The organism is Coleofasciculus sp. B1-GNL1-01 (assembly GCF_040220235.1).
Lineage (GTDB): Bacteria > Cyanobacteriota > Cyanobacteriia > Cyanobacteriales > Coleofasciculaceae > Coleofasciculus.
On record NZ_JAVJTO010000046.1, the window covers coordinates 40,851 to 57,417 of the forward strand.

The 16,567-nt window shown below is 45.0% G+C and carries 14 protein-coding genes, 1 tRNA gene and 3 pseudogenes; 4 read left to right on the forward strand and 14 right to left on the reverse strand.

Going from position 1 to position 16,567, the window contains the following annotated elements; genetic code table 11:
- Window positions 1-176 precede the first annotated feature (176 nt).
- The 7 genes and pseudogenes from RID53_RS10695 to egtC form a co-directional block, all read right to left on the reverse strand.
- The gene (locus tag RID53_RS10695; protein ID WP_446388085.1) at window positions 177-1,040 is read right to left on the reverse strand and encodes an Npun_R2479 family HD domain-containing metalloprotein; all 864 of its coding nucleotides are present in this window, start codon (window positions 1,038-1,040) and stop codon (window positions 177-179) included.
- Between the two features lie 409 nt (window positions 1,041-1,449).
- Window positions 1,450-1,659, reverse strand: a complete 210-nt coding sequence (locus RID53_RS10700) for a hypothetical protein (protein ID WP_446379114.1) — start codon at window positions 1,657-1,659, stop codon at window positions 1,450-1,452.
- Window positions 1,660-1,775: 116 nt separating this feature from the next.
- Window positions 1,776-2,375 (reverse strand): superoxide dismutase, encoded by a 600-nt coding sequence (locus RID53_RS10705; protein ID WP_446388086.1) that lies wholly within the window; start codon window positions 2,373-2,375, stop codon window positions 1,776-1,778.
- Window positions 2,376-2,623: 248 nt separating this feature from the next.
- On the reverse strand, window positions 2,624-3,121 hold the full coding sequence (locus tag RID53_RS10710) for a TIGR00725 family protein (RefSeq protein WP_446388087.1): 498 nt from the start codon (window positions 3,119-3,121) through the stop codon (window positions 2,624-2,626).
- 942 nt (window positions 3,122-4,063) lie between these two features.
- Window positions 4,064-5,032: pseudogene (locus RID53_RS10715) on the reverse strand (RRXRR domain-containing protein).
- A 433-nt stretch (window positions 5,033-5,465) separates the two neighbouring features.
- On the reverse strand, window positions 5,466-6,431 hold the full coding sequence (locus tag RID53_RS10720) for a protochlorophyllide reductase (protein ID WP_446388088.1): 966 nt from the start codon (window positions 6,429-6,431) through the stop codon (window positions 5,466-5,468).
- A gap of 912 nt (window positions 6,432-7,343) precedes the next feature.
- Window positions 7,344-8,132, reverse strand: a complete 789-nt coding sequence (gene egtC / locus RID53_RS10725) for an ergothioneine biosynthesis protein EgtC (protein WP_446388089.1) — start codon at window positions 8,130-8,132, stop codon at window positions 7,344-7,346.
- A gap of 235 nt (window positions 8,133-8,367) precedes the next feature.
- Between egtC and RID53_RS10730 the strand changes: the two genes are divergently transcribed.
- Complete coding sequence (locus RID53_RS10730; RefSeq protein ID WP_446388090.1) at window positions 8,368-9,009, forward strand: ABC transporter permease; 642 nt, start codon at window positions 8,368-8,370, stop codon at window positions 9,007-9,009.
- 123 nt (window positions 9,010-9,132) lie between these two features.
- Here the strand turns inward: RID53_RS10730 and RID53_RS10735 are convergent, their stop codons facing one another.
- Window positions 9,133-9,777 (reverse strand): ABC transporter permease, encoded by a 645-nt coding sequence (locus RID53_RS10735; protein WP_446388091.1) that lies wholly within the window; start codon window positions 9,775-9,777, stop codon window positions 9,133-9,135.
- A 297-nt stretch (window positions 9,778-10,074) separates the two neighbouring features.
- Here RID53_RS10735 and RID53_RS10740 point away from each other — a divergent pair, with 297 nt between their 5' ends.
- A complete protein-coding gene (locus RID53_RS10740; protein ID WP_446388092.1) occupies window positions 10,075-10,713 on the forward strand; it encodes an HAD-IA family hydrolase in 639 nt (212 codons plus the stop codon).
- 547 nt (window positions 10,714-11,260) lie between these two features.
- Window positions 11,261-11,332 (forward strand) — tRNA-Asn (locus RID53_RS10745).
- A gap of 81 nt (window positions 11,333-11,413) precedes the next feature.
- Here the strand turns inward: RID53_RS10745 and RID53_RS10750 are convergent.
- The gene (locus RID53_RS10750; RefSeq protein WP_446388093.1) at window positions 11,414-12,517 is read right to left on the reverse strand and encodes a tetratricopeptide repeat protein; all 1,104 of its coding nucleotides are present in this window, start codon (window positions 12,515-12,517) and stop codon (window positions 11,414-11,416) included.
- A 45-nt stretch (window positions 12,518-12,562) separates the two neighbouring features.
- The gene (locus RID53_RS10755) at window positions 12,563-13,222 is read right to left on the reverse strand and encodes an RNA polymerase sigma factor (protein WP_446388094.1); all 660 of its coding nucleotides are present in this window, start codon (window positions 13,220-13,222) and stop codon (window positions 12,563-12,565) included.
- Window positions 13,223-13,511: 289 nt separating this feature from the next.
- Between RID53_RS10755 and RID53_RS10760 the strand changes: the two genes are divergently transcribed.
- Complete coding sequence (locus RID53_RS10760; RefSeq protein ID WP_446348101.1) at window positions 13,512-14,108, forward strand: glyoxalase-like domain protein; 597 nt, start codon at window positions 13,512-13,514, stop codon at window positions 14,106-14,108.
- On the opposite strand, the pseudogene RID53_RS10765 reads toward RID53_RS10760, so the two are convergent.
- The 4 genes and pseudogenes from RID53_RS10765 to RID53_RS10780 form a co-directional block, all read right to left on the reverse strand.
- Window positions 14,080-14,343, reverse strand: a pseudogene (locus tag RID53_RS10765) (RNA-guided endonuclease TnpB family protein); the annotation flags it as partial. The gene RID53_RS10760 and the pseudogene RID53_RS10765 sit on opposite strands and share 29 nt — an antisense overlap.
- On the reverse strand, window positions 14,312-14,779 hold the full coding sequence (locus RID53_RS10770; RefSeq protein WP_446388096.1) for a group II intron maturase-specific domain-containing protein: 468 nt from the start codon (window positions 14,777-14,779) through the stop codon (window positions 14,312-14,314). The gene RID53_RS10770 and the pseudogene RID53_RS10765, both read right to left, overlap by 32 nt.
- A 114-nt stretch (window positions 14,780-14,893) precedes the next feature.
- Window positions 14,894-15,753, reverse strand: a pseudogene (locus RID53_RS10775) (reverse transcriptase N-terminal domain-containing protein); the annotation flags it as partial.
- Between the two features lie 443 nt (window positions 15,754-16,196).
- On the reverse strand, window positions 16,197-16,567 hold a 371-nt coding region (locus tag RID53_RS10780; RefSeq protein WP_446388095.1), incomplete at its 5' end, for a transposase.

Sequence of the window (16,567 nt, forward strand, 5' to 3'; positions counted from 1 at the left end):
AACCTGAATGCGACTCGAACAGCGATCGCGAATTAGGGCTTGCTGTCAAAACCTGAAACCTTATCGTTGGTTTTATGTAACGAAGACACTCGGATATCAAGACTTACCCAGGCTTTCCCGTTGAACCATTTGTAGGGGTACGACAGGGGTACGACATGTCGTACCCCTACCGTCTTTTAAGCGGCGCTAATGGTTGCATGGAGAGAGGGGTGTTCATGTTCAACCACAAACACATTGGCATAAAGGTTCGCCACAATTTGCTTACCCTCTAGCGTCAACTCTAAGTAGCGCAATGAGTCCTTAATGTAGGGATACACCCCACTCCAGTAAAACTTGGAATAGTTTTGGCGCAAATCCCCTGGATGGCTATAGCCTAAGGCTTTATTCACACCCGTTTCTTCAAACTCGTAGTACAAGGCACTAATTTTTTTCAAGTAGCGCGGATCACTGAGTTGACCAATTAAATCGGCAGACCTTACTAAACCGGGACAGTTACTTGTGTCTAGGTGATCTTGATCACTGGGTACGGGAAAACGAGTGAGTTCAATATTCCGCTTAATTTCTTCAGCGTCAATCAGTAAATTGCCACCAAACCGTTCTTCAATAAACAGCTTACCGCGATCAACGTGATAGGGGGTGAGGCTGGCATCTGTCGCCCCTGGTGGTAAACTCACCTTGTCCCCATCTACGCCTGTGGCATAGCGGTTTTCACTTAAGCGGTCTTGTCGGCAGACTCCTTTAACGTAACCAATATCATGGCAGAGTAAGGAGATAATCGCATGCATCCAGTCTTCACAGGAAATGCCTCCTTCACGGATATGTTTACCGCGCAGAATTTCCTGTCCGACTAAGGTGACTAAAATGGTGTGTTCAACATTGTGGTAGAGAGCGTCACTATTGGCAATATTTTCTAATGCCATGCCGCCCGCCCAGCCGATAATGTCAGCGTAGTCAGACTTCCAGCCACCGTAAGTTCGGCTGTAGCCTTCCCGAATCCGATCCACAAAGTTGTCGATGAGTATTTGGGTTGTGTCAAACATGGAGGGTTACCTCAAGGGGACTGGTTAGGACAATCGAAGTTTATGAGTTAGTAGTTGACTATAATGATAAATCTCTCTGAGAGTTGAGTAATCCTATCCTTTGCCATTAATCCGTCTTGGCTCAAAAGCGGTGATTTTCACGCCTAGGACAGGTATAGCGAAAAATTCTCAAACTCGATACTTCTAATGTAATAAAAATAGCGAAAAAGGTTGTGATGACGTTTTTTCGCTCAACGTGATGCTTTGAGGCAACCCGTGTGAGGCGGATCACCTGATTGCAATTAGCCAAAGATGTGCTTTGGGAGCAGGGGAAGATGGGGAGCAATTTAGAGACGTGCCATGGCGCGTCTGGAAGCTGGGGGAGTAGGGAAAGTACAGGCACCGGAAATTAAAGTTTATCTGAATAGTATTAGCCAAACACCTCTGCTTCAATACCATGCCACCACTCACCCAGATTCATCAAATCCTGATGAATCTCAGCTAGCTCACGAGTATAGGCATCTGGTGTCATGGTTGTTTTACGCTCTTGGAGTTTTCGTAAACGCAATTGCACTAACAGCCAAGGCTTGGCAATCCCGTCTGTCGCTTCAATGTATTGGGCTAAGTCTTTACTGTTCATTTTCTGTATAGGCGCGATCGCACATCAAGGACTCAAACTACCAAAAGCCCCGTCTGATATCCAGATCAGGCGGGGCTAGTCACTGTTACTGACGTGACAACTTCACTGGATTATCCTTAAGCGGCAGCCATTTGCTGATTCACAAAGTCCCAGTTAATCAGATTGTTGAGAAACGCTTCCACAAAATCAGGACGCTTGTTTTGATAATCAAGATAGTAGGCGTGTTCCCACACATCACAGGTTAACAACGGCGTCATTCCCAAAGCAATGGGGTTGACAGCATTGGCAGTGTTAACTACTTTGAGCGTGCCATTATCGAGGACTAGCCACGCCCAGCCACTACCAAATTGGCTTGTAGCGGCGTTCTTGAATTCTTCCTTGAACTTATCGTAGCCGCCTAAATCAGAGTTGATTTTGTCAGCGACTGCACCACTGGGCGCACCGCCACCACCTGACTTCATGGAGTTCCAGAAGAAGGTGTGGTTCCAAGCTTGGGCAGCATTATTGAAAAGCCCTGACTTGGACGAATCATTGTAGCTAGCCTTAATGACTTCCTCGATGGACTTGTCACCCATACCAGCGGATTGGGACATGTCGTTGAATTTAGTGACGTACTTCGCGTGGTGCTTGTCGTGATGAAACTCTAGCGTTTTAGCTGAGATGTAAGGCTCCAGCGCGTTGTAAGCGTAAGGTAAATCAGGAAGTGCGTAGGCCATATTGTGTTCTATCCTCTCAAATACTGTGTTCTAGCTTAAAACGAACCGAGACTTTAGATGTATTCCTTAGGTTAAGTATTACTATATCAAGGGATTAACGCTTGTTGTAATAACTATTAACAATAGCATTGTTTCTGTGAGGGGTAGCCATCGCCTTAAGTCTATGATTAGGTTTGGGATATTCTACCCGTGGCGAAACAGGTTAGACGCGATCGCGCCTCTAGCCCGGTTGAGTCAAAGGGGGACAGTTAGCGGTTTTCCTGGACAATCGCTTGCACAATATCAATGGCATCGGCTGGGGTGGCTGCTACAAAAACTGTCTCCGGCGACAGGCTGGTAAAAAACTGTTGACTTTCGTGATGGTCGGACAATAATACCACAGGTTTACCACCCTTGAGGGCAAGAGCGATTTCAGAGGCGGTTCCTGCACCAATACCACAAGCAATCACTACATCACTGGAGAGAACGTTAATATTATTTCGTCCACTTCCCATATCTGTCGCGATCGCAATATCCACAGCATCGGACATATTCTGAGTATCGCTGCTGGGTAAGATGCCCACGGTTAAGCCATTTGCTGCTTTTGCACCTTGACTTGCTGCATTCATTACTCCAGCATTTCTACCACCTGTCAGCAGTACCCATCCCTGCTGGGCGATACGTTGTCCCAATTCATAAGCTCGTTCTAAGTCGGTGGCGGTAGCCCCTTTACCGGGTCCCATCACGCCGACAACAATTTTTCTCATGGGTAGAAAGTATAGTTGGCTGAATACTGGAGTTATATCATTTTGGATTGTTTGTGTAACACAATGTCCTGCTCTAATTAGGGTTATAGCAGTCGCTAGGGTCATTAGGACATAAAATGAATGCCGTGTATTTTTTTGAGGCAAGTTTAGTGTCCTAACCGTTGTGGCGGTTGCTATATTTCCGTTATCGGTGAGAAAGGGCGGGTTTTGTTGTTCCGTTATCGGTGCATAGATGACTTTAGTCCCTAAACCCGCCCCTACAGTAATGTTTTAACAACAGAGTTCATGAATTACGCGATCGCAACTTTACCTCCAATTCTGGTAGTTTGACAAAAAAAAGCGATCGCCCTCTCTTGTTGAACAAGAATTAAAAGCGATCGCGCATTCTTATCTATCAGTGGCGTTGATTAAATAAAGACCCTTATCAAACACGTCACTTGAATTTGAAAATGCACCCTAACATCCATCTGCTATCACTAAAGTTTCACTTACCACTATCTGTTCGTGTCGAGCTATTTTGTTCAACGAATTGCTCCACTCAAACAGATTTTGCCGTTCTACAAAACTTTGTCTAGATTAAAAACACAAAGTTTGAACAACCTAACGGCTTGTTGGGTAAATGCGCCCTATCTAAATATCGTCAACATCAATCGTCCACAGCAATGGAATTTTTTCTGCTTGTAAAAGTAAATTCCCTTGCTGTAATACATCCAAGTAACCTTCTTTAGAAGGAATATTAACTATGGTAGAAAAGGATACAATAATTGTCAACGATTTCGTAATACACTGTATTATTTCTTCGATTAAGTCGTCAGGACATGGACAAAGCAACAGGAAACGGGGAATAGAGAACAGTCAGAAGTTGACAATTGTTAATATTTCTTAATGTTTTATATCTAAAGACTGACCGATTTTTTCCAGATAGTCGGGGCAATTCATGAATCACCCCGACTCATCGTATTTCTCGTGAGACTCCACCCTCAGCGAAGCAGGGTGGAGAGGGATAGAGGTCAAACCGCGCCGCTCGATGCGGTGAGGTTTGAAGGGTCCAGTTGCCGGCACGACAATTAACCCCGTGCTTCGCTGCAACAACTGGACTTTTTTGACCCTAAATTGTCCTAAACGTTTCCAGTTAATATCACTAACCAAAACCAGTTTACCGGTGTCTCCAGAACACCAACCGATGTAAGTTTTTCCAGCTTTTTCGGCTATAAGTTTGTCACCTTTTCTAAACCCATGACGGGTGACTGTGCCGCCATACTTACGCCGTAGTCCACCTTTAGAGGGAACACATAGATGCAATTGTCTACGACTAACGGGTGGTCTACGGATTACCGCAAACGGCGCGGGGGTAACTTGAACATCACCTATCCAGCTACCATGTTTAGCATGATCGGAATGCCATTCCTGCCATTGAATGAACTCGAACGCGGCTAAGGTTACACCGTCAACGGCATGGGTTGCAGGCGTCTGATGGCCCTTGTTCTTTTTGTCTTTGGCTAATCCTAACCATTGCCTAAGTTGACTGGTTCCGTTACCATCTCTCTGCCATCCTTTATGGGTGATAATAGGGGCTAACTCAGATAACCAAGTTAGCATTTGTCTCTGACCTACCATGACTGGAGAAAAGCCAACGCCAGACCGAGCCGATTGACGTCCGCTAGTCTTGTCTACATCCGCCATAACTAATTCATAATGGATGGCACTAATTGGGAATAGCTTGAACAACTCTTTGACTACCCGTAACTACTGAGTATTTTCTTCCGTTTCAAATGTTAGCTGAATAGCAAAACATTCTAAGTACTTATACAATACTTTGGCTTTACCTTCTTTAAGCCAACGTCTAGCACGGCTAGGTTTTGTGGGCATTAATGGCTTACCCGATTTCGATAAAACTGGTACTCGCAACATGGTGATAAACCTCCGAGTAAGAGTGTGTAGTCCCTTCCCGCCATCTCAGTTAAGATGTCTTGTACAGACGCGCCATGGCGCGTCTCTAACAACAACCCGACAAAAGGTTTTAGAGGTAATCCGGACTAGGGAAGTATCCGGATGTCTGTACCAAACTGAGACTCTACGCGGTATTCAACGGTTTAAAATGCAATTTGTCTTGCAATCCCCACGCTCCACGTCAGTAGCGTGGGGTTGTTGAATATATGGAGTAATTGGGACGAACGTTGACACCTAAGCTGTTTGGTATTTCAACCTTAATGTCAATAATGGCGAAATCCTTGTAGGGCGTTTAGCGAAGCCATGCCGCAGGCTTTAGCGAAGCCATGCCGCAGGCTTTGCATCTTGCTCGCTACCTATTCCCAATTTAAATGCGTGACCGCTTAGTCTCCCATCAAGCAACTCCTACTAACTTGGTACTCAACTCCCACATCCGCTCTCCTTTTTCATCATCGCGGGCTTGGGGAGAAACCTTTTGCACAAAGGATTTGCCATTTTTCTTCTGTCGGTTTCCCCAACTCCAATAGACACCAGATTGGCTATATTCAGGATCGGCAACGACAGCAGCAACCCGTTCACCTGCCAACTCCTGCGACACATACCCACCTGTGATGTGTTTCTGGAACAGGGGAAAGAGTTTCTGAAACAAGGGATAGTGATTGCGGAACAGGGGTGTATCCGCCACACATCCTGGATACAGCGAACTGAAGACGATACCAGTTGACTCGTGATAGCGCCGATGCAGTTCTCGCATAGTCAGGACATTACAGACTTTGCTGTCTTTGTAAGCTTTGACGGGTTCAAACTTTTTGCCATCAATCATCGAGTGAGGCTCTTTGAATCCTGCTTCAAACCCCTTGAGTTGCCCTAAATCTGGACGCGGTGGAATCTTCCCACCCAATTCATCGGGATTGTGAGTCACCGTTCCTAAAATAACCAGCCGGGGAGACTCAGCCGAGGAATGCTTCAAATCCTCTAGCATCAGATGAGACAAGAGAAAATGTCCCAGGTGATTTGTGGCAACGCTTAATTCATAACCTTCTGGCGATCGCAGAGGTTCCTTGAGTAAGGGCATATAAATGGCAGCGTTGCACACCAAGGCATCTAAGGATTTGCCGCTTTCGCGGAATTTAGTCACAAACTGGCGCACACTCTCTAAGCTACCCAAGTCGATATGCATAATTGTGTAGCTGTCCTCGGGCATCCCCACCTCTTGGGCAGCGTTTTGGGCTTTCTCTAAATTCCGACAAGCCATAACGACGTGCCAGTTTCCCCGTTGCGCCAGGGCTTTGGCAGCATACAAACCCACCCCTGATGAGGCACCCGTAATTACAACCGTTGATTTCTGATGTTGTTCCATTTGGTTCAAAACTCCGTTAACTGCCGTTAACTGCTTTCTAGGATCTCATCCCACTGATCTACCGATTTTACATTTCAGTAGATCCAGTTGATCAAAAAAGTTTCCGATGGATTGGGTAGAGAGGCAGAGGTGAAATTTGTGACCTCGCTCACCAAAGGGATTCTGTCTAGTCACGCTTACGTTTCATTGAAATTACTTATCCAGACCATACAGTATCACCCATCTTCTCGCCAATCATCACCTGGGTTGTGTTACCCAATGCCTAGATCTTTTCTTTACAATTCAATATATTTGTTAAAAGAAGTTTAGAAAATCCGTGACTTGTCGTTAATTAATAATTATCGGAAGATTAATAATGACTTATTACCAACTCTCTCATAACCAATCTCGGAACGGAGATAAATTGTCGTTAAAACTACGGTACAAAATGTTCAACTCAAAAACTGAGGATAAGTTTGAGGCGTGGATTACACAAATAGAAGACGACTGGAACGATGAAATCGCTGCCTGTCTTCAGGGTCAATTTCCCGATTGGCGTAGCTAATCAGGAGTTGTCTTCGGCACGGTGAGATTAATGAATAAACCTAGGGTATGAGGCGATAAGTGCAGGTATCGAGAATGCCGGAATCCTTCCAGCTAACGGAATTCCGCAATCCTGTTAAAAGATAGTGAAGCCTGAAAAAAATACCCTAAACTTATCTCAAACTAATCTTAAGAGCTAGGCTATAGAACTCAAGCTATGCCTATTCAACTTAGTTAGATATCTAAGAAAACCCGAGCGTGAGAGAGCGCTGGGTTGAGAAAAATGAGATGGTAGGTATTTATTAGAATAACACAAACTGCAACGGCATTGAGACGGCGGTGCCTCGGCATCCTCTGGAATGGGGCAAGTTCCATAACATTATCAGTTCTTTAGAATTGATTGATGCGAACGTCCAAATCCTTTTTAACTACCAGCAGGCTATTGGTTGGGCAACTGTGCCAATTCCCCGCAAATAAGGGTTCAGAGGCAATGAGGACAGCGTTAGAGTAATTGAGTTCATCCCTTACCCAGTATAGGGTGGGCGCACTGCTACCCGATGCGTAGCGACTAGCAGCGAGGCTATGCCCATCACTGATAATCACATTGGCAGAAAAGTTGACGTGGTAGGATTCGGCTAATGTTGTCAACTGGATCAGGGTTTGGGATAAGGCTTTCTCTAAGGAAGCATCGGGAATCGTTTGCACTTCATTGACAAGGAGGGCAAAAATATGCTCAGAATCAGTCGTACCGTGAATTGACTGGTAAATTTCATCACTCAGGCGATCGCGAATCGGTCGATAGAGCGTTTGACGGAACCGTTCGATAAAACCATTGTGAATGAATAAGATGCGATCGCGACGAAAGGGTTGACAGTTTCCCATGTCTAAAGCTTGACCGGGCGTCGCACTACGAACATACGCCAGTACACAGTCGGATTGCACATAACGGCTCAATTCCGGTAGATTCGTATCGTTCCAGATGGGTAGCGTATTTTTGTAGGTAAATGGATTAACATCCTGGGTGGAGTGATACCAGCCAATGCCCAATCCATCCGCATTGACAACCCCCGATGTCATCTCCTGGGGTAAGTAACTCTGGACAACCAGAGAACGTTCAGGTTTATACAAAAGGTGATTGAGTTGGACAGGGGAACCCAGGTAGCCCAGTAATCGGCACATGCTTATCTTCCATTGAATCCAATTGCATTTTAGGCTGAAGTGATAACTTTAGTGTAGTCTGCCAATTTAACAGTTATTGAACTTTGCACTAAATACCTGGACATCAATTTGGTTAAAGATTATACAAACTCATAAGTCCTTTGCTGCTTCCTGTTCCCTGTTACACACCGAGCGAAGCCGAGGTGTTCCCTGTTCCCTAATCTCAACCATCCACTTTAATTTTGTCTGACTCCTGATGAACTATATTATTAACAATCCTGAAGATATTATTCAATTAACGCTCGAACATCTTCAGATGACGAGTTTAGCCGTACTGATTGCTGTGGCGATCGCGCTTCCCTTATCAGTACTGATCACGCGCTACCGTTGGCTGAATATCCCCATTTTAGGAATTCTGGGTATCCTCTACACCATACCCAGTTTGGCGCTAATTATTCTGCTTGTACCACTTTTGGGCTTGAATCGTCAATCGGTAGTAGTAGCGATGATTCTCTATACCCAAGTGATTCTGGTGCGAAATTTTTTAGTCGCTTTACAATCGATTGATCCGAAAATTTTAGAAGCCGCACGCGGGATGGGAATGAATGCTTGGCAACGCTGGTGGTGGGTACAAGTTCCCCTAATTTTACCCATTGGTATAGCCGGAATCCGTTTGGCAACCATTGTCGCGATCGCGATCTCCACAATTGGTGCTAAATTTGGGGCGGGAGGATTAGGAATTCTCCTTTTTGATGGGGTTTCTCAGAGTCGCTACGATAAAATTTGGGCGGGGGCAATTACTGTGGCGATTTTGGCGTTTGCTTTAAATGGTATCTTGCTAGGATTACAGTGGTTATCTAATCCGCAACGAAAAATCAAGCTGATGAGTGATGGTTGATTGGGGATTGGTACTGTTTAAAACCCGTAGCGAGCAAGATGCTCGTACTTCTCCAATTTATGATCAGCTAGGGGGAGCATCTCGCTTCCTGCTATTCCGAATGGGTTTACCGAATAGGTGGCTTTACACCCTGTGGAAAGATGTTAATCGTTGTAGAGTACTCAAACCCACCTCTGCGACTAATGCCAATATTGCCACCGGAATGGCACCAACTAATAGAATACTTTGATCATAAAGTGCAAATCCCAACACGATAAAACTGCCCAATCCCCCTGCACCAATAAAAGCAGCTAGAGTCGCACTGGCAATCACCTCGACTGTCGCGGTTTTAATCCCAGCAATGATCACGGGTAAGACTAAGGGGATTTCGATTTGTTGCAGAATTTGCCGGGGAGACATCCCCATCCCTTTTGCGGCTTCGATGATAGTGGGTTCAATATTGCGAAAGGCGACATCTGTGCTGATCAAAATTGGTGGTAGTGCTAAAAGCGTCAACGCTACCGCCGCCGATTTGAAGCTAAGCCCCAAATAGGGAATGGCAACAAATAAAATAGCTAAACTGGGAATAACTCGTAAGCCATTGACAGTATTAATCAAGACAGTTGAGGCGGTTCGCGATCGCGCACTCAGCAGCCCTAACGGTAAACCCAGCACTAAGCTGATTGTCAGTGGCACGAGTACCAATAGCAGATGTTGCCCTAGGGCTTCCCTAAAGTTGTCTGGATGACTAGCAATATAATTTAGGACTTCAGTAAATTTCTGAAACATTTGAGTTTTTCAGCCATTAACGTTTATCATACAGTCATTCTGCCAGTGCCAGTGGCTGTAGTGATCAGGCTATCTGCCCCAGTGTTTATCCCTACAACCCGGATTTTACTTGGTTTTCATGCTTTCATGTCAAGTTTTTCATCTTTCCCTGCACTATAGATCCTACGCTTACGGAATTCGGAAAAATCTTGGACAAGAAACTGAGATGTTCCGACGTTGGTGTTTCAGCAGGATGTCTAGATAAATTTTGAGGCATCTGTTGACATTTCGGTTATTGTCAATTGTCGGAGCCAACTCATGAGTATAAAAGTCATTGTTTTTGATTTTGATGGCACTTTAGCGGATACTTTCAACGCGATCGTCCGGATCGCGAATCGTTTAGCGGACGACTTTGGATATAAACCGTTAATGCCATCAGATATTGAGAGAGTTAGAAATTTAAGCGCTCGCCAGATTATTAAAGAATCAGGAGTTCCATTATTCAAGATTCCTTTTTTGCTGAAGCGGATTCAATCAGAATTGCATCAGGATATTGAATTTTTAAAGCCTGTTGCTGGAATCCCTGATTTGTTAAAGGAGTTGAAGAATCAAGGGAAAATTATCGGTATCTTAACTTCAAACAGCGAAGAGAATGTTAGAGAATTCTTGAAAATACATGGTTTAGACTGTTTTTTTAGTTTTGTTTGTTCAGAACCTTCAATTTTTGGTAAATCACGCGCTTTAATAAACTTGATTAAATATCACTACTTTCAATCTAACTCTCTTATGTATATAGGAGATGAAACGCGAGATATCTCCGCAGCTAAGAAGATTGACATGAAGGTGATAGCCGTAACTTGGGGATTTAATTCGTTCAGTGTATTAAACCAATACAATCCTGATTTTTTAGCTGACCATCCTCCTGATGTATTGAATATTATCGCACAATTGGATTAAGTTTATATGGAAAAAGGGAATAGGCAATAGGCAATAAGCAATAGGCAATAGGCAATAGCAGGAGAGAGATGCGTCGGTTTTTTGTGTCAGGAGAAACTGGTATTGGATTTCATGAATGAGCAAGAAAACACTATATCTGGATCTCCCCATCTACTCTATCTGCTACCTTTGAACACAACTTGGTATGAATTCCTGGCGGGTTAACGCTGTCACTTAGCGAGCGAGACGATCGCACTACGGTTTCCTCGTGTCTTGGAGCCTTTGTCCTCTGCCTTGTCCCCGATCAAAACAGGGGGAGTTGATCTCGATTGAGTATAGATACGCGATCGCGCTGCTTGACACATCGGCAATGAAGCCAAGAAACAGTATTAGCTGAAATGCTTTAACAAAAGGGGTTTCAGCATTTTTTATGCCGAGAAATTACAGGTATAGCTGGAAAACCAAAGGCGTAACAGCGGATGCTCTCAAAAAAATTTTGCCAGAGGACTTGCCAAATCATCCCTTTAGTGGGTAAGATTAGTAATCGTGGCAAGCGTTGAAGTCATGATCCTCAGTAGCTCAGTGGTAGAGCGGTCGGCTGTTAACCGATTGGTCGCTGGTTCGAATCCGGCCTGGGGAGTTAACAAATAAATTATTGTAGATGCTCAACACCAAGCTTGTTGCTCGGCGTTGAGAAAGATAGAAGGAGGAAGATAGAAGTTCAATCCCCTCTGTCATAAAGGATTTGGGCTAATTCATTCCGTAATAAGGCTTCTTGCTGAGTTTCGCCGATCGCATTGGCGAGAGCGATCGCTTGTTCGTAAAATTGCTTCGCTTTCACTACATTGCCTCTGGCGAGGTAAAATTCGGCAAATAACCGTAGTGTAACGAGTTCTCTGCTTAAGCTTTCCTGTTCTTGGGCTAAGGCGAGATGCTGATTCAGGTATCGAATCGCCAGCAAATCTGGACCAATGATGCTATAGGATTTCGCCAATCCCCGCAGGGCGCGAAACTGATTGGAAATATCCTGGCTATCTTGTGCCAGTTGTAAGGTATAGCGATAGGAGCCAATTGCATCTTTGTAGGAGGCGATCGCGAAATAGGCATCGCCTAAATTATTACGGGTATTGGCTTCTCCCAAGGGATCACCCAAGCGCCGCCGCAAGGTTATCGCCGCTTTATACTGTTTAATCGCCTCTAAATAATCACCCCCACTAGCGGCGACTAAACCCAGGTTGCTTAAACTAAGTCCTTCCCCTTCGCGATCGCCCACCGTGCGAGCAATGGTTAGGGCTTCAGTAAAGCTTTCTTGAGCGGCGTCGAGATTGTTTGATTGCAGCAGCACCGTACCGACGTTATTCAAGGCATAAATTTGTCCCTGAAAATCTTGGAGGAAACGAGCAACCCCTAACCGACGGCGCAGAGACTCTTCGGCTTGGGAAAAGCGTCCTAAATCAGCATAAGTCAGACCGATATAATTGTAAGCTAAGCCCTGCCCTTCAAAATCGCCAATTTTTTGATAAAGATCCAACGCCTGTTGCCAATAGGCGATCGCTTTTTGCAAATTTTCTTGACGCTTTGCCTCGCCTCCTAACCGCAGAAGTACATCCGCCTCATTTCTAGCTTCCCGTTGAAGGCTCCTATTCAAGGGAATCGTCAATTGCTCTTGTAAGTCAAAACCCTCGGTGCTTCGACTGCGCTCAGCCACCATGTCATTGGAGACGGTTTGACTTTGAGCCGGGTTACTCGCCAGCAGTACCGCCCCAGAAATCAGAGCCATCGCTGTGCGACGAATCACCTTCACCGAGAGATATCCTCTGTTCATGATCGGGAGATTTTTTGATCGGGATAAAGAATTTCTAACTTTAGTTTAAACGGGGACAGCGTTGGATTCGGACTTGCCATCGGCATGATCCGCCGCTTCCTGTAAGTAAATCTCGCGAATATCATCGGGTAAGTTTGCCTCTAATAGCTGATACCCTTGCTGGAGTTGACGTCTAACTTGAGCGGGTGCGATCGCTTCGCCTTCGGCTTGTAAATAAGCGGCGATGCGGGTTTCACTCCACTTAAAGGTTAACGCCATGATGATGATTAACCGCATGAGCGCAGGTAACTGCTCTAATGCCGCCTCCAGGTAACACCATAATGGCGGTGGTGCGGCTTGCAGGGTATAGTGAATAGACTCCACTGGGGGTAACTCCGCTTGATTGATGCAGACGGCTGTCATGTTAATCAGCCAGCTTTGGAAGGTATTGGACTCACTCGCCGCCTCTTTGATGAAATCCATTCCCCGCAATTCATAGAAAATATGACGCCAAGTAAGGGCAAAGAGGTAGTCAGCTTGCACAGGCGATCGCGCCGAATGACGAATTAAGGTATAGACAATCGGACTATAGCGGCAAAAAATCGCCGTGAAATACTTTCCCTGTTCCGGATAGCGCTGAAACAGAGTCACCAGTTCGCGATCGCTGTAGTGAAACAGGGATTTGACTAGCGGATGGTTGGATTCAGAAAAATGTGGAATATGCACAGTCTTTACGTTCTAGCTAGAATTCCGAATGCGCGGCGTTAACGCTCAAGCAGATGCCTCCCCAATGCAGGTGTTCTCCCTTTGGTTAAGGATTTAACGGTGAGTTGCTGACGCCTATCATCCTTAGTATGTATCTTGTACACCCCAAAGGATTAGCATAGCGCGTTGAGCTTAGCTAAAATTAGTAACATCTAGTAACATCTATAGGACATCAGATGGTATTCATCATAAACCTGTAACAGGACAACCGATTCGTCAAACTTAAATCAACTCAACATAGCTTGTCAGAATGATTCTATCAGTTGATATTATTGCCTTTCGACTACCGCTCCTGCCTTTGGGTGCTTTTTTACCGTCTCTGCCATTAGATAGCCTTTTTTCCACCCAAGGCATTATGGTTATGCTCTTGGCAGCTTACGCGGTGGCGATGTGGATGTTTCTCACCAGTGCGCCAAAAGTACATACCATTATGGTGTCTGATTTGGAGGTGGCACGGCAGTTTTACGAAGGCTTGCTGGAATTGTCCGCAGCGGAAGTTCCCTTACATTACTACTACAACTATGAGCAAACCCTAGGTGCAACTGGGATCGATCCCCTCTATCTATCCACCAATACCGGAACCACGAGTGCGACTCAACTCCAAGGAACCGAGGGACTTTGGTATCAGCTTAAAAAAAATACCCAACTCCATGTCATTTCCGGTGCCAGCTATGGGAATAAAAATCGACACCGCCATGTCTGCTTTGATCATGATTGCTTAGAACAAGTGTTGATGCGGGTACAAATGCGACGCCTCAAGTATAAGGTTCGCGCTCAAAAACCGTTGAATTTTTTAGTCAAGGATTTAGAGGGGCGCGTTATTGAAATGGCAGAAGTCTCGAATTAAGGCATGTTGACACTCCCCGGTCTCGCATACGCGGGGATTCTGCTGACAGAGTAGATTGTGGTAATTCCCACAATCTAACTCTCGCTACGGTAGTCAAACACCGTCTACCCAGTCGGTTTAGGTCAATGCCTAACTTTCTGGCTACTTTTCTTAAAATATTGGCACTGCCATTTAAATCGGCATTTACAATCGAGCCATTCCTATTACGATACAAACCACGCTTTACTCGTCTTCCTGGTTAGGGTCGAGGGGAGTATTACTACTGGACTTTTATCGCCTTTAACCTTTACAAAAGTGGTGCTACTGCTGCTAAATTCCTTATGTAAAAGTAACCGCAGGGGTTCGCGTCCCCTGTTCTTGGTTGCGAATACCCAGTTGTTGCCATTTATGGTTGTCCAGTATTTGGTATGACCATCGTTGATGTTTCCACAACGACGTTTTGCCCATCTACGAAGTTTCAGGTATGTTAGGTGGTCTTGTTTGGATAGTTCTCCAAATGTTTGGGCATCGGAGTTTGAGAAGTAAGAAGTCCATCCCCTTATTACAGGGTTAAGGTCTTTAATCAGAGCCGCTTGGGGTGAAGACCTGTGTTTTCTGATGATTCTTCCGACCTGTTCCTGATGTGCCTTACTCGCCTTCTTTGATGGGGTGATGAGTGTATTGAAACCCAATATCCTACCTTGAGCGTTTCTGTTGCTCCGATATTTACCAGCCGGGTATTGCTGGATGTGATGACCTAGAAAGTCAAATCCAGCGAATCCATCCTCACTTAACTCCCGGTGGAGCGTATGAGTTAGCCTCGTCTTTTCAGGTTTTAATTCCAGACCAATGCCAGCTAACCATTCCGATATTATGTCTCGGCATCTTTGGACAACGGACTTATCCTGATGAAGGACAACGAAATCGTCGGCGTATCGAATTAGATTAGGTGTTTTAAAATTAGTTCCCTTTTTATGGAACCAAGTTTCCCTCATGGTATGAGACATTTCGGGAAATTCTTTTCTAATTCGCTCTTCCAATCCGTGGAGGGCAATGTTAGCCAATAGCGGGGAAAGAGCATCTTTAAATGGTTGATGCAATCGAAACACTTGGCTATGTCAGCATCTAGTACATACTTCGCCTTTGAGTGTAGACAGTTCTTAATCTGTCTAATTGCATCGTGGCTTGACCTCCCTGGTCTAAAACCGTAGGAGTTAGGCTCGAATACCGCTTCCCACTCCGGTTCTAGTGCCGTCTTGATGACTGCTTGTAAGGCTCGGTCGTACATTGTGGGTATTCCTAATGGTCGCTTCTCATCTTTTCCAGGTTTTGGTATCCATATCCTACGAGTGGGATAGGATTTTCCGGTTAATTTGAGTTGACTTGCTAGCTCAGAACGTGCTGCTGGGGACAGGGATTTTATTCCGTCCACTCCTGCCGTTTTCTTGCCAGTATTATCTTGTGTTACCCGTCGTACCGATAAGACCTTATTAGACCAAGACCTCATCAGCGTCTTTTGGAGTTTACGAACTCGCTTGACATCTCCGCGACGTGAAGCAGCGTAGATTCGCTTTTGTAACTTAAAGACATACCGTTCGGCTGTGTGCCAATTGATAGCCTTCCATCCCTCAGTATTCTGTTGTGAATCTGATTTAGGCTTATACATCACTACTCCTGACTCTAGCTAGAACACATTGCGGTTCACGTCTGCATATCCTGGCAGTTACGCCATCCCTTTTCAGGCATTACCCGTTATTTCGGGTTAGGCATTTTGCTTCTTGAACCATCCCTCCTTATCCGTTGCATCTGGCTCGACTGCCTACCTTATCAATCGACCTCGATAAGGAGCGCAGGAAAGGTTACTTCGTTCCTACTAAGTAGTCGGACAAAAGAAAACGGCACTGTATGAAGTTTTGTAATCCTTGTTGGACATCGGTTGTGGAGAAAGACAATCTGGAGGAAAGGGGGGTGCGATCGCGTCCAGTCTAGGGGTAATTCTCCCCTCCTGGTCGGAAGGCTCTGTCTTACTATGGGATAAGGCTTGGCGCTATAGTCTAGTACATCGGTATGGGAAAACTTACGGTTAATGTCTAAAAGGCGGATTTCCCATCAACTTAAGTTTTTAATTTTTGACGGAAATCTAAATCTTTCTACCTTTAATCCTCGGTTTTTTTGTCGGCATTCAATTGCCCCTATTACCGCCTTAATCAAGTCATATTCATCCTCAAACATAGCAGCTGCTAATTCATCTTCTTTGACTCTTTGCCACTCCGGTTCAATAAGATTTAGTTCCGGTGAATAACTGGGCAATAAGAATATCAATAGCCCGAGTTCCGCCCATTTCTCATAATGGCTTTTCGTGAGTTTACTTATGTGTATAGAGCCTTGGTCTTGAACGACTACTGTCAATTTTCCGGTTTTTTCCCATCTTTCTTTAGCTTGAGTCGCTTGCCAATCCATTAATTTTATATAACTCTCAC